This is a genomic window from Paenarthrobacter sp. CAP02, assembly GCF_040137855.1.
GTDB lineage: Bacteria > Actinomycetota > Actinomycetes > Actinomycetales > Micrococcaceae > Arthrobacter.
Genome location: NZ_JBEEII010000005.1, coordinates 24,799 through 37,926 on the forward strand (window position 1 = coordinate 24,799; position 13,128 = coordinate 37,926).

Here is a 13,128-nt window from a genome sequence, read left to right on the forward strand (position 1 = left end):
AAGGAAAGATGCTTCGAACAGGGAAGCTGTCGGACAAATCGTTCCCGTTGACTGCGCCACATACGCTCCCCGAATCCTTATTTCGACGGGTTTGCCGATAGGCTATGGCTGAAAAGTGTTCCAATGACTCTTGAGGAGTAGGTGTCGTGCGCAATACTGCGATGAACCCTGTCCAGCGCGGCAAGCTGGCAATTGCGGCGGCTGCAATCGGCGTCGGTCTTCTGTCCGTCACCGGCTGCGGATTCGTCAACGCCCAGCAGACTACCCACCAGTACTCGGCATCGGACGGGATCAAAGCTGATCTCGGCAAGCTGCAGCTGCGCAACATGCTGATTGTTGCTTCGGGCGAGAAGGAATCCGGCCGCGTCATCGGTGCCGTATTCAACCAGTCCGACTCGGACGCAACGCTGACCATCAGCGGAGCGGACGGCGCCCAGACGGAAATCCCCGTCAAGGCAAAGTCGGAGACCTACCTGAACGAGCAAAGCGACGCTGCCGTACTCAGCACGGCCGGCGCTGCACCCGGCGGCCTGGCGAAGGTAACGGTCCGCAGCGGTTCCGATTCCGCCCAGATCAACATTCCTGTTGTCAACGGAACGCTGCCCGAATACAAGAAGTACCTTCCGTCCAGCTCGGCAACGCCTTCGCCGTCCGGATCGGCCATGCCGTCCACCACTGCTACCTCCACGGAGTCGGCAGCAGCCGGCCACTAGCAGGCGGCACACGAAAGCCATACAACAAAGGAAGGGTTCCGCCGCGGCGGAACCCTTCCTTTTGTTTTCTACCCGCCCGTGGGGAGCGAAGGCTTATGGCTCGAACTTGTAGCCCAGGCCCCGTACAGTCACCAGGTAGCGCGGCAGCGAGGGATCGGGCTCGATCTTGCTGCGGAGCCGCTTGACGTGGACGTCCAGGGTCTTGGTGTCCCCCACGTAGTCCGAACCCCAAACGCGGTCGATCAATTGGCCACGCGTCAGGACCCTGCCGGAGTTCCGGAGCAGCATTTCCAGCAGCTCAAACTCCTTCAGCGGCAGGGACACCTGCTCGCCGTTCACGCTCACCACGTGGCGCTCGATGTCCATGCGGACAGGACCGGCCTGCACGGTGGACGTGATCAGCTCCTCCGGTTCCCCTTGACGGCGAAGGACGGCGCGGACCCTGGCTACAAGCTCACGGGAGGAATAGGGCTTGGTGACGTAATCGTCGGCGCCGAGTTCCAGGCCCACTACCTTGTCGATCTCCGAGTCCTTGGCGGTCAGCATGATCACAGGAACGCTGGAGCGCTGACGCAGTTGGCGGCAGACTTCGGTGCCCGGAGTGCCCGGCAGCTGGAGGTCAAGGAGCACCAGGTCGGCGCCATTCCGATCGAACTCCACCAAAGCGTCGCTGCCGTTGTCCACGACCTCAACGTCGAAACCCTCCTTGCCCAGCAAATAGGAAAGGGGATCGCTAAAGGACTCCTCGTCCTCAACTATCAAAATCCGGCTCAAGCGCTGGCTCCTTGCTCTTGGGCACCGCTGGCGCCCGTTTTTTCACTCGCGTTTTGGCTCGCGTGATGGGGTTCGACGGCGGCCGCGGCCGCCGGAAGTTCGTGCGCCGTTGGCGGCAGGCCGGCGTCGTCGTCCTGGCCTTCCATCTCCGGCAGGCGGACAGTGAACGTGGAACCCTGGCCGGGCTGGGACCAAACGGTCACCTCGCCGCCATGGTTGGAGACCACGTGCTTGACGATGCTCAGGCCAAGGCCCGTACCGCCGGTGTGCCTGGAACGTGCGGCGTCCACGCGGTAGAAGCGCTCGAAGACGCGCTCCTGGTCCTCGGGAGTCAGGCCCTCGCCCTGGTCCGTGACGGAAATGGCCACGACGCCTTCGCGGGTCCTGACGCCGACGCCGACCCGCGTGTTCTCGGGCGAATAGCGGATCGCGTTGTCGATCAGGTTCCGCAGGGCCGTCACCAGGAGGTCGCGGTCACCGAAAACCAGGGACTCGGAATGGCCGCCCACCACGATCTGGATGTTCTTGCTTTCGGCTGGGAGCTGCGAGCGGTCCACGGCTTCGTTGATGACTGTGTTGATGTCCACGGCGTGCCCTTGCTGGGCCACATTGGCGCCCTGCAGGCGGGAAAGTTCAATGATGTCCTGGACCAGGGCCGCGAGCCTGCCGGATTCCTTGTGCATGCGCTTGGCAAAGCGCCGCACCGCTTCTTCGTCGTCGGGCGAGGCTTCAAGCGCCTCGGCAAGCAACGAAATGGCGCCCACGGGCGTCTTGAGTTCGTGGGAGACGTTGGCCACGAAGTCGTTCCGGATCTCCTCCGTGCGGGTGATCTCGGTGCGGTCGTCGGCCAGGAGCACGATGTATTCCCAGCCGAGCATGGCAGCGCGGACCTGGACCACGATGGTGCCCTTGCCCAACGGTCCACGCGGAAGCTCGTACTGTTCCTCCAGAATCACGCCATCACGGCGGACCTTCGCGGTCATGTCCAGAAGTTGCTTGTGCACCACGGTGTGACCGCGGACCAGGCCGTAGGCGTAGGCGGCGGGGCTTGCGCGGACCACGCCATCAATGGCGTCCACCACCACGAAGGCACGCCCGACGACGGCAAGGACTTCCGCTGCGCCTTCAGGAAGCAGGGGTTCAGTGACGTCGAGATCGACAATGCTCCGCTGGCGTTCGCTGAGCTTGAATGCGAGCATGCCAAAGACGCCCAATGACAGGCCAACGAGGCCTGCGACGACACCTATGAGCAATGGATCCACGGGTCCAGCTTATGCTGTTGAAACACGGCCGAGCATGGATCCGGGGCCAAACGCGGACGGTTCAACTAACGTTCATCTAAAGGTGCCGAACAGTTCACTGACCCCTGACACAGTTACTGGTTGGACTGTCAATGGTTTTGAGATCCGGCCCCCATCATGGGAACGGGATTTCCAAGGAAAGGACGCCTTAGTGCGCAAGGTTTTTCAGGCGGAACTTACCCAGGTAGGTGACGACCTCATCGAGATCTCCAAGCTGGTTCACGAAGCAATCACGAAGGCCACAACGTCCTTCGAAGGCGCTGACGTGGACCTGGCCCAGGACGTCATCGCAGCGGACGCCCGCATCGACTTCCTGCAGAACAGCCTCGACGAGCGCGCCATCGACATCCTGGCGTTGCAGGGTCCCGTGGCCAGCGACCTCCGCATGATCGTCGGTTCGCTTCGCATGAGTGCTTCACTGGAGCGCATGGGCGACCTCGCCCGCCACGTAGCCCAGCTGGCACGCCTCCGTTACCCGGCAACGGTCATCCCCGCGTCGATGACCCAGACCTTCAAGGCCATGGCGCAGCACGACATTGAGATCACCGCGAAGGTCATCGAGCTTCTCGAAACCCGCGATCTTGAGGTTGCCCGCGACATCCTGAAGATCAACATCGCCGTGGACGACCTCCACCTCAGCGTCTTCAAGGCGATCGCTTCCCCGGACTGGACTGAAAGCCCGTCCACCACCGTGGACGTTGCCTTGGCCAGCCGCTACTTCGAGCGCTTCGCTGATCACGGCGTTTCCGTCGCCCGGAAGGTCACCTACCTGGTGACGGGCGAATGGCAGCCCGAGGGCTTCTAGCCTTACAACTGAAAATACGACGGCGGCCGGTCACCTTTCTCGGAAAGGTAACCGGCCGCCGTCGTTTTGCGGCGCGGCGAAGAACCGCGAAGCCTTATTTTTTGCCCTGGTTGGCCACCGCGAGGATGGCCTGGGCTGCTGCTTCGGGGTCGAGGTAGGTTCCGCCCGGGGTGATGGGCTGGAAGTCCTCGTCCAGTTCGTACACCAGCGGGATGCCCGTGGGGATGTTCAGCCCGGCAATGGCTTCGTCGCTGATGCCGTCCAGGTGCTTGACCAGTGCGCGCAGGGAGTTGCCGTGGGCGGTGACCAGGACGGTCTTGCCGGCCTTGAGGTCTTCCTTGATGTCCGATTCCCAGTACGGGAGGAGGCGCACAAGGACGTCCTTGAGGCATTCGGTGCGCGGCAGGGCGTCGCCGAGGTCCGCGTAGCGGGGGTCGTGGGCCTGGGAGAATTCGCTGTCGTCGGACAGGGGCGGCGGCGGAGTGTCGTAGCTGCGGCGCCATTCCATGAACTGCTCTTCACCGAACTCGGCCAGCGTCTGGGCCTTGTCCTTACCCTGGAGGGCACCGTAGTGGCGTTCGTTGAGGCGCCAGTCGCGCTTGACGGGGATCCAACCGCGGTCGGCCTTGTCCAGTGCCATGTTGGCGGTGTTGATGGCGCGCTTCAGGAGCGAGGTGTAGAGGATATCCGGGAGGATGTTGTTCTCAACCAGGAGTTCCCCACCGCGTACTGCTTCTTTGCGGCCTTGGTCGTTCAGGTCAACGTCCACCCAACCGGTGAACAGGTTCTTGGCGTTCCAGTCGCTGTGGCCGTGGCGCAGCAGAATCAGCTTGTAAGTCATGGTTTTTATCCTAGCCGAGGGGTCCGGTGCCGTGCCGGGCGTTACGGCGTGCGCACCCGTTACACGCTTGGGGCGCGCATCGGACCCGATAAAGTGTTGGCCGTGGTGCAAAAAGCGGAACGGGTGGGCTCTCCCCGGAGTCGGGGCGGGAAACCCGTTGGCAACATCACCCGTGGCACCACCAACCCCAACCGGATGCGCCGCCTGGATCGTTGGCTGGCCGGGCCGCAGGCGTGGCGGCTCCGCGCCGCCGTCGAGCCCTTGGTAGTGGACCTGGGCTACGGCGCTTCGCCAACCACCGCCGTCGAGCTTTTTGAACGGCTCCAGGCCGTCCGCCCGGATGTGCGGGTCTGCGGGATCGAGATCGAACCGGAGCGGGTGCGGACCGCGAAGGCCCTCGAACGGCCAGGGCTGAGCTTCCACGTGGGCGGCTTCGAGCTCCCCGTGCCCGGCAATCCAGTGTTGGTCCGGGCCTTCAACGTGCTGCGGCAATACGAGGAGGCCGATGTCCAGGGCATCTGGGCCTTGGTGCAGTCCCGGTTGGCCCCCGGGGGCCTGTTCATTGATGGAACCTGCGATGAAATCGGCAGGCGCGTCACGTGGGTGGCGCTCGATCCGGAGCGACCGTTGAGCTTGAGCTTTTCGGTGCGGTTCGGGAGTTTCGAACTGCCCTCGGAGGTAGCCGAACGGCTGCCCAAGGCGCTCATTCACCGCAACGTTCCCGGCGAACCGGTCCATGCTTTCCTGCAGGCCATGGACAAGGCGTGGCTGGAGGCGGCTCCCCTGGCGTCGTTCGGGAACCGGCAGCGCTGGACGGCTATGTGCCGTTCACTGCACGACGCCGGGTGGCCGCTTCAGGACGGACCAGCCCGGTGGCGCCTTGGCGAACTTACCGTCGCTTGGGACGCGGTGGCGCCAAAATAACGCTGTTTACCAGGGGCCGTATGGTCCGACGTTGCGATTGCCGCCGCTGCCGGCTTCCTTGAGCGCAGGACGGACGTCGGCGAGGTAGACGCACGCTGCCGTGACAGCTGCGATGCCGAACAGGCCAAGCCCGTTGCCTCCAGTGAAGACCGTCAACGCGCCGATGGCGAAAGCGACACCTGTAAGGGCCAGCCAGAACGTCTTGGTGCGCTTGGACGCGGCCACGAACAGCGTGGGCCGGTGCCGCAGGCAGTCCGCGAAAGCCCACACTTCAAGGGCGAGGGCCACCAATCCCAAAATGAAGTAGACCGCGTTGGTGACAATGGCGATCAAGAATTTTCCGTCCACGCCCTTTAGCCTAGCTGTCCAAAGACTTCAGCGCTTGGTCCAGGTCCGACCAGAGGTCTTCGACATTTTCGATCCCGACGCTCAACCGGACCAGGTTCTCCGGAACGCTGACGGGCTCAGCCGCGTGCCGGCGTCGACGTTCTATAAGGGACTCCACCCCACCCAACGAGGTGGCGGGGAGCCAAAGCTGCAGGGCACGGACCAGTTCGTCCGCGGCCTCCGCGCCGCTTCGGTGGTGGTCGCCGGCGATCTGGATACACAGAATGGAACCGAAGCCCTTCATCTGATCCTTGGCACGCTGGTGGCCTGGATCCGTGGGCAGGCCGGGGAAACGGATGGTTTCCACGCGCGGGTGGGTGCTGAGGCGTTCGGCGAGCGTAGCCGCCGAGGCTTGCGAACGCTCGATCCGCAGCGCCAGCGTGCGCAGGCCGCGCAGGGCCAGCCATGCTTCAAAGGGCCCGGCGATGCCGCCGTGGATGATCCGGTGGTGCAGGAGCGTGGCCCGCAGATCAGGGTTGGACGTCACCAACGCACCGAGGACGACGTCGGAATGCCCGGCGAGGTACTTGGTTACCGAGTGGAGGACGACGTCGGAGCCAAGGCTCAGCGGCTGCTGCACCAAGGGCGTCGAAAAAGTATTGTCCGTGACGACGAGGGCGCCCACGGCGTGTGCAGCGTCAGTGAGGGCGCGGATGTCGGCGATGCCGAGCATGGGGTTGGTGGGGCTCTCAAGCCAGAGGAGGTTGGCCTTCTTGCCCTCCTCGGGGCTGATCAGGGCCTTGACCGCGTCCGTGTCCGTGATGTCAACGGTCCGCAGCTCCAGGAAGCCTTTCTCCGCCAACTCGGTGGCCATCACCAGTGAGCCCGAGTAGCTGTGTGAAGGCATGACAACTACGCCGCCCGCCGGAACCAGCGAAAGCGCCGAACTGACGGCTGCCAGGCCGGACGCGTAGAGCAGGCCAGGAAGGGATGCGCCCTCGAGTTTGGCCAAGGCATCCTCGAAAGGGTCCCACGTGGGGTTGGCGTAGCGTCCGTAGCCGCGGTCACCGTCGTTGAGCGGGCCGGTACCGAAGTATGTGGAGGAAAGGACGATGGGCGGATTCACGGGCTCATCATGGGCGCGCTCCGGGCGGCCGGCAGCCACCACAACGGTTTCCGGAGACAATTCGGCGGCGCGCTGATCGGAGAGGCTCATGGTTTTAGCGTAGCCGCGGCCAAGGCTGTGGATGAAAGGCGTTACGCGCCTTGATGTCGGTGAAGCTCGGTAGGCTAGACGCGTGAGTATTCCGAGAGCAGGTCTTTTTATCGCCTTCGAAGGCGGGGACGGAGCGGGCAAGTCCACGCAGGCGGCCCGGCTCTCTGACGCCCTTGAGTCACGCGGACTTTCCGTGCTTCGCACCCGCGAACCCGGCGGCACTCCCATTGGCGAGAAACTTCGCTCCCTTGTCCTGGACCACGGGCACGGCACTATCGATGCGCGCACCGAAGCCCTCATGTTTGCCGCAGCCCGCGCCGCGCACGCCAGCCAGGTCATCCGGCCGGCCCTTGCCGAGGGGACGGTGGTCATCACGGACCGCTACGTCGATTCGTCGGTTGCTTATCAGGGCGCTGGCCGCGGCTTGGGCGCCGAAGGCGTTTTGACCCTTAATGAATGGGCCACCGAAGGGCTGCATCCGGACCTGACAGTACTGCTCGACGTCGATCCCGCCGACGGCCGCCAGCGCCGTACCGCAGGGGACGCCGCCGAGGACCGGCTTGAATCGGAACCTGACCAGTTCCACTCCACTATCCGCCACGCCTTCCTGGACCGGGCAGCGGCGGACCCGTCAAGCTACCTGGTACTGCCGGCGAACGCGGACATCGAGTCGCTGGCCGCCAGGATCCTGGACCGGGTGGAGTCGCTGTTGACTGGCCACGTTCCGGACGTGCCTGTTTCGGACGTGCCTGTTTCGGACGTGCTTCCGTGAGTGTCTGGGACGACCTCCAGGGGCAGGCGCCCGTCGTGGCGCAGCTGAAGCAGGCGGCGCAGGGCGAAACCGGCCTCACCCATGCCTGGCTGTTCACCGGTCCCCCGGGGTCCGGCCGTTCCAATGCAGCCAAAGCGTTCGCTGCTGCCCTGAACTGCGAGCAGGACGACGTCACCCGTCGCGGCTGCGGCGAATGCGCAGCCTGCCACACGATCCTGGGCGAGACACACTCGGATGTGACGTTCGTGCGGACCGAAAAAGTCACCATCACCATCGACGAAGCCCGCGAACTCGTGTCCAAGGCCGGAGACCGGCCAGCCACGGGCCGTTGGCGGATCATTGTGGTGGAGGATGCGGACCGCATGGCGGAGCGCACCACCAACGTGTTGCTCAAGGCCATCGAGGAACCCACGCCACGCACCATCTGGATGCTGTGCGCTCCTTCGCCGGCCGATGTCCTGGTCACTATCCGGTCGCGATGCCGTCCGGTGAGCCTGCGGCTGCCCCCGGCCTCCGATGTCGCGGACCTCCTGGTAAGACGCGACGGTGTCGATCGCCAACTCGCCGACCGTGCCGCGCGTGCTGCGCAAAGCCACATCGGTATCGCCAGGCGTCTGGCCCGTGACGCCGACGCCAGGGAGCGTCGTTTGGAAACCGTCCGGATTCCCTTGGGGCTCCGGGGCGTCACAGCTGCCGTGATGATGGCCGAGAAGCTTGTGAAGATCGCCACCGACGAAGCGAACAGCTCCAATGACGAACGCGACGCGGCAGAGAAGATTGCCCTGCTCGCGAGCCTTGGTGCCCCGGAATCCGGAACGCTGCCGCCCTCCATGCGCAGCCAGGTGAAACAGCTTGAGGATGACCAGAAGCGGCGCGCCAAGCGCTCCATCACGGACTCGCTGGACCGCACTTTGACGGATTTGCTGTCTTTCTACCGGGACGTGCTGATCATCCAGTTGGGGAACGCCGTGGAGCTGGTCAACGTTGAGCTCAAGGGCGAGCTGGAAGAGTACGCCGGCCGTTCAACCCCGGAAACCACCCTTGCCCGAATGGACGCCATCAACAAGGCACGTGTCCGCATCACCACCACCAACGTGGCCCCGCTGTTGGCCGTCGAGTCCATGGCTACCAGCCTCATCCAGCAATAGGAGAATCCATGAAGTCCGCACCACGCCGGTTCGCAGCGCTGTGCGTCGCTCTCGCTTCCTTGCTGGTACTGAGCGCCTGCACCCTTCCGTTCATGCCCACCCCCACAGCGAAACCGTCCACCAGCACGGTTGACCCGTCCATTGCCGCTTCGGCTCCCAAGGGTTTGGAGAAGTTCTACTCCCAGTCCGTGGAGTGGAGTTCATGTGAGGACGGATTCCACTGCGGCAAAGTCCAGGTGCCCTTGGACTACGCAAACCCCGACGCCGGCGATATCTCGCTGTCCATCATCAAGCTGCCCAGCACCAGCAACAAGCAAGGCACCGTCCTGGTCAATCCAGGTGGACCGGGCGGCTCCGGTGTGGACTTCGTGAAGGACGCAGGCAAGACCCTCCTGACGGAAAAGCTCCGCGCCAACTTTGACGTGGTGGGCTTCGACCCGAGGGGCGTGGGCCGTTCAGCCCCCGTGACCTGCATGACCGATGCCGAACGGGATGCTGCCCGCGCGAAGGTCTTCAGGAAAGACACCGACCAAGGACTTGAAGCCGCTTTTGCCTTCAACAAGACGTTGGCACAGCAGTGTGCCCAGCAGACCGGCGCGGTCCTGGGCCACATAGACACCGTGAGCGCTGCCAAGGACCTGGACGTCCTGCGCGCTGTCATGAACGATGCCAAGCTGAACTACCTGGGCTTCTCCTACGGAACGTTCCTTGGGTCCACCTACGCGTCGCTCTTCCCGGACAACGTGGGTCGCCTGGTCCTGGACGGGGCCGTGGATCCCTCCATCAGCAATGAAGCCTTGACTGCGGGACAGGCAAAGGCCTTCGAACGGGCCATCCACACCTACGTGGCCAACTGCCAGCAGCAAAATTCGTGCCCGCTCAGCGGATCCGTGGACAACGGCGTCCAGGAGATCAGGGACCTCATCAACGCCGTGGACCAAAACCCACAAACGGCGAAGGACGGCCGCCTGGTGACCAGCAACGACTTCGTCAACGGCCTGATCCTGCCGTTGTACAACGACCAAAGCTGGCCGGCCCTCACCCAGGCACTTGACGCTGCGTTTTCCGGCGACGCTTCCCCCATGATGCGGCTCGCAGATCTGGGGGCGGACCGCGAAGCCAACGGCACCTACAGTTCCAACTCCGCCCTCGCGTTCCAAGCCATCAACTGCCTGGACTACCCCATGGTCAGTGATCCCGCCGCGATGCGGGCGGAGGAAGCCCAGCTCAAGCTGGACTCCCCTACGTTCGGTTCCTTCTTCGCCTATGGCGGTGTGAACTGCAGGGACTGGCCGTACCCGCACACACGGACACCGGCACCTGTGGAGTACAAGGGATCCGCACCAATCGTGGTGGTAGGCACAACCGGCGACCCCGCCACTCCCCTGGAATGGTCCGAGTCGTTGCGCAAACAGCTGGGGACCGCATCCCTGGTCACATGGGATGGTGAGGGGCACACCGCCTACGGCCGCAGCAACACCTGCGTCAGCAACGCCGTCGACGACTACTTCGTCGACGGGAAGCTGCCGCAGGATGGCCTGAAATGCTAGAGGTGCCTGGCTTCGCGCTTTTCCACCAGGAGCGGGAGCTGCTTGATGGAGTCCACCACGGCGGTAGCGCCGGCAGCGCGCAGGGTGGCCTCCGAATGCGAGCCGGTCAGAACGCCGGCGATGAGCGACGCCCCTGAACGTACTCCCGACACCATGTCAGAGCTGGTGTCGCCAACTACGGCCACCTCCCGGACATCGTCAAGATCCAACGCGAGCACGGCCGTCAGGATCATGTCCGGGTAGGGCCGGCCCCGTCCGGCGTCCGCGGGGCACAGGCTAAGGTCCGCGAGCCCCATCCAGCCGAGTGATTCGAGCACAGTATTCTGCGTGTGGCGGCCAAAGCCGGTGGCAAGGCAGATCTGCATGCCGGATTCCCGCATCCACAGGATGGCGTCCTCTGCCCCTGGAATGGCGCGGACGCCGCCGTCGTCGATCATCTCGTCGTAGGCCTTCTCGAAGACCTTGTTGGCGCTCTCTGCGGTGGCTGCATCCTCGAAAAGGTGGCTGAATACGGTCATTTTCGAGAATCCCATAGTGTCGCGGGCGTAACCAAGCATGCTCTCGTACCGGCTGCTGCCGGGTTCTATGCCATGTTCCACCAGTGCCCGGGACGTGGCCCGCTCCGTACGGCCGTCGTCGGTGATGGTGGTGCCCACCATGTCCACCACCGCGAGCCGCAGCCTGTTGGGTGTGTGGCTGGCGTCCGTGATCAATGCGTCCCCGGTCATTGGGCGGCTCCTTCGGCTTGTGTGCGTGGCACGGTTGGTTCCCCAGCTTCCGACCGCCGGGAGACCGCAGCCTGAACCCGGCCCGACATGCGGGTGAACATCCCCGCAACGGCCGCCGCCGCCCTCGTTTTGACCCGGGCGCGCTGCCTCTATTACAGTTATGTCTTGCGTGATCGCCCGGGAAACCGGTGATGAACGCGGTGCTTCCTTAGCTCAGTCGGTAGAGCGTTTCACTCGTAATGAAAAGGTCATCAGTTCGATTCTGATAGGAAGCTCTGAGCAAGCCCCGGCGGCCCTTGTCACAGGGCTGCCGGGGTTTTCGCTTTTTAAGTCCTGTGTTCCAAAGAAAAGTGGGATGGCGCGAACCCACGCAACTGCGGCATGATCGAAATATCGAACTTCTGGCAAGACATCTGAAATGTTCAAAATAAAAGACATTTTGAGGTTTTGATCGTATGATCGATATATGGAACACTCTGACGAGCTGACCCCGTTTTACCGGGCTGTCGATGCTGCTTCTCTTGGGCGGTCCATCGCCCAAGCACGCAAGGAGGCAGCACTCACCCAACACGACCTTGCCGTGAAACTGGGCGTCACCCGCGGCACCATCGTTCGCCTTGAAGCCGGCGATGCTGTCTCCATGGTCGTGGCCATGCGGGCCATCAGGGCGGTGGGCCGCGATGTGGCCCTTGTGCCGCGCTTTTCGAAACTGCACGTGCAACCATGAGCCCCCGCCGCAGCCTGGACGTGTACCTGCGTGGAGACCGCATCGGTGAACTGCGCGGTAACGGCCTCAAGCTGTCCTTCCAGTACGACCCGCAGGCGCTGGCCGCCTACGGTGCCGGTTCAATCCTGTTGTCCTTATCCCTACCGTTGGCCAGAAAGCGTTTGGACGGAGCGGAGGTCTACAACTTCTTTGACGGCCTGCTCCCCGAAGGGCAGGTCCGTTCCAATCTGGCCAAAGAGCACGGCGTCACAGTCCCGGACGCCTTCGGACTACTCCGCGTCTTGGGAGCTGACTGCGCCGGAGCTGTCCAGGTCCTGCCGCCGGGGGAAGCCCCCGCGCGGGAGGGTGCCGCAACGCCCATGACCACGGCGGAGGTCACCAGCGTGGTCGAATCGCTGCCCACGTGGGACCTGCCCGATGACTTCCTGGTCACTGCTTCCTTGGGCGGCGTCCAGTCCAAGGTGTTGCTGTCCCGCCACGACGGCGGCTGGGCATGGCCCGGACGGGGGGCGGTATCGACCCACATCATCAAACCCGAACCGCTTGAATCCACAATTCCGGAACTGCTCCCCGCTGAGGACTGGGCTTTGCGGACCGCAGCCACTGCAGGGCTTCCTGCGGCTAATGCCCATCTGGAAAACTTCGGATCCCGTCGGGCCATCGTCGTGGAGCGCTTCGACCGCACTGCGGAGGGTAGTCGGCTGCACCAGGAAGACTTCACCCAGGCGCTGGCCCTCGCCAGTGCAGCGAAGTACGAAGGCACCACCGCGCCGCCCTCGCGCCTGACCCGGCTTGTCGACGCCGCGGCCCCGCACACCCGTGATGAGGCGGAATTTCGCCGCGATCTGTTGCGCGCCGTGACCTTTAACCTGCTGATTGGAAACGGCGATGCCCATTCCAAGAATTACTCCCTCACCCTGCGCGATGGTGGAGAAGTGCTCTTGGCACCGCTTTACGACGTGGCACCGACACTGCTGTTGTACCAGCCCAGTGGCCTTGCCGGCCACACGGTCAACGGCCAAATCCGCTTGAGCTACATCACCGTGGAGCATCTCGTGGCCGAAGGGGTCGCATGGGGCATGGACGACGACGACGCCCGGCGGACCGCGGTTTCAACACTGGAGAGGGTAGCGACCGCAGCACTCCAAACAAGCCCGCCAGAATCCCTCGGCTTTTTGCCGGAGCTCATCGCTGTCCGTGCGCAGGACCTGCTGAACGGCGGCACAGCCAGGCGGGCCCTGGCGCGGGAAGACTGACACCCTCCCGGGTCGCCAGTGCCGGGCCGCCTCACACTGACAACCC

At 63.9% G+C, this 13,128-nt stretch carries 14 protein-coding genes and 1 tRNA gene; 9 read left to right on the top strand and 6 right to left on the bottom strand.

What is annotated here, in order from left to right:
• The first annotated feature begins 161 nt into the window (after nucleotides 1-161).
• Nucleotides 162-713, top strand: coding sequence for a hypothetical protein (locus ABHM97_RS10040; RefSeq protein WP_349470763.1), 552 nt, complete (start codon nucleotides 162-164; stop codon nucleotides 711-713).
• Nucleotides 714-806: 93 nt separating this feature from the next.
• On the opposite strand, the gene ABHM97_RS10045 is transcribed toward ABHM97_RS10040, so the two are convergent.
• Both ABHM97_RS10045 and ABHM97_RS10050 read right to left on the bottom strand, forming a co-directional pair.
• Nucleotides 807-1,487, bottom strand: a complete 681-nt coding sequence (locus ABHM97_RS10045) for a winged helix-turn-helix domain-containing protein (RefSeq protein WP_211711390.1) — start codon at nucleotides 1,485-1,487, stop codon at nucleotides 807-809.
• A complete protein-coding gene (locus ABHM97_RS10050; protein ID WP_235520116.1) occupies nucleotides 1,484-2,740 on the bottom strand; it encodes a sensor histidine kinase in 1,257 nt (418 codons plus the stop codon). The genes ABHM97_RS10045 and ABHM97_RS10050 overlap by 4 nt, the downstream gene beginning before the upstream one ends.
• Nucleotides 2,741-2,939: 199 nt before the next feature.
• Between ABHM97_RS10050 and phoU the strand changes: the two genes are divergently transcribed.
• On the top strand, nucleotides 2,940-3,593 hold the full coding sequence (gene phoU, locus ABHM97_RS10055; protein WP_235520093.1) for a phosphate signaling complex protein PhoU: 654 nt from the start codon (nucleotides 2,940-2,942) through the stop codon (nucleotides 3,591-3,593).
• 94 nt (nucleotides 3,594-3,687) lie between these two features.
• On the opposite strand, the gene ABHM97_RS10060 is transcribed toward phoU, so the two are convergent.
• Nucleotides 3,688-4,434 (bottom strand): phosphoglyceromutase, encoded by a 747-nt coding sequence (locus ABHM97_RS10060; RefSeq protein WP_235520092.1) that lies wholly within the window; start codon nucleotides 4,432-4,434, stop codon nucleotides 3,688-3,690.
• A 102-nt stretch (nucleotides 4,435-4,536) separates the two neighbouring features.
• On the opposite strand from ABHM97_RS10060, the gene ABHM97_RS10065 reads away from it, so the two are divergent.
• Nucleotides 4,537-5,358, top strand: a complete 822-nt coding sequence (locus ABHM97_RS10065; RefSeq protein ID WP_349470557.1) for a class I SAM-dependent methyltransferase — start codon at nucleotides 4,537-4,539, stop codon at nucleotides 5,356-5,358.
• A gap of 6 nt (nucleotides 5,359-5,364) precedes the next feature.
• Here ABHM97_RS10065 and ABHM97_RS10070 read toward each other — a convergent pair whose 3' ends face one another.
• Together ABHM97_RS10070 and ABHM97_RS10075 are read right to left on the bottom strand one after the other, a co-directional pair.
• On the bottom strand, nucleotides 5,365-5,706 hold the full coding sequence (locus tag ABHM97_RS10070; RefSeq protein ID WP_235520090.1) for a DUF2516 family protein: 342 nt from the start codon (nucleotides 5,704-5,706) through the stop codon (nucleotides 5,365-5,367).
• A 10-nt stretch (nucleotides 5,707-5,716) separates the two neighbouring features.
• A complete protein-coding gene (locus tag ABHM97_RS10075; protein ID WP_349470558.1) occupies nucleotides 5,717-6,901 on the bottom strand; it encodes a trans-sulfuration enzyme family protein in 1,185 nt (394 codons plus the stop codon).
• An 82-nt stretch (nucleotides 6,902-6,983) separates the two neighbouring features.
• Here ABHM97_RS10075 and tmk point away from each other — a divergent pair, with 82 nt between their 5' ends.
• The 3 genes from tmk to ABHM97_RS10090 are packed head-to-tail and all read left to right on the top strand — an operon-like array spanning nucleotide 6,984 to nucleotide 10,371.
• Complete coding sequence (gene tmk / locus ABHM97_RS10080) at nucleotides 6,984-7,673, top strand: dTMP kinase (RefSeq protein ID WP_349470559.1); 690 nt, start codon at nucleotides 6,984-6,986, stop codon at nucleotides 7,671-7,673.
• Complete coding sequence (locus ABHM97_RS10085; RefSeq protein WP_211711397.1) at nucleotides 7,670-8,821, top strand: DNA polymerase III subunit delta'; 1,152 nt, start codon at nucleotides 7,670-7,672, stop codon at nucleotides 8,819-8,821. Before tmk ends, ABHM97_RS10085 begins: the two co-directional genes overlap by 4 nt.
• A gap of 8 nt (nucleotides 8,822-8,829) precedes the next feature.
• Nucleotides 8,830-10,371, top strand: coding sequence for an alpha/beta hydrolase (locus ABHM97_RS10090; protein WP_349470560.1), 1,542 nt, complete (start codon nucleotides 8,830-8,832; stop codon nucleotides 10,369-10,371).
• Here ABHM97_RS10090 and ABHM97_RS10095 read toward each other — a convergent pair.
• Nucleotides 10,368-11,099 (bottom strand): HAD family hydrolase, encoded by a 732-nt coding sequence (locus ABHM97_RS10095; RefSeq protein WP_349470561.1) that lies wholly within the window; start codon nucleotides 11,097-11,099, stop codon nucleotides 10,368-10,370. The two genes, ABHM97_RS10090 and ABHM97_RS10095, sit on opposite strands and share 4 nt — an antisense overlap.
• 202 nt (nucleotides 11,100-11,301) lie before the next feature.
• Here ABHM97_RS10095 and ABHM97_RS10100 point away from each other — a divergent pair.
• The 3 genes from ABHM97_RS10100 to ABHM97_RS10110 all read left to right on the top strand — a co-directional run bounded on the left by ABHM97_RS10100 (nucleotide 11,302) and on the right by ABHM97_RS10110 (nucleotide 13,082).
• Nucleotides 11,302-11,374 (top strand) — tRNA-Thr (locus ABHM97_RS10100).
• A gap of 191 nt (nucleotides 11,375-11,565) precedes the next feature.
• Nucleotides 11,566-11,826 carry a helix-turn-helix transcriptional regulator gene (locus ABHM97_RS10105; RefSeq protein ID WP_235520084.1) on the top strand — a complete coding sequence of 87 codons (261 nt, stop codon included), beginning with the start codon at nucleotides 11,566-11,568 and terminating at the stop codon, nucleotides 11,824-11,826.
• On the top strand, nucleotides 11,823-13,082 hold the full coding sequence (locus tag ABHM97_RS10110) for a type II toxin-antitoxin system HipA family toxin (protein WP_235520083.1): 1,260 nt from the start codon (nucleotides 11,823-11,825) through the stop codon (nucleotides 13,080-13,082). The genes ABHM97_RS10105 and ABHM97_RS10110 overlap by 4 nt, the downstream gene beginning before the upstream one ends.
• Nucleotides 13,083-13,128: the final 46 nt, after the last annotated feature.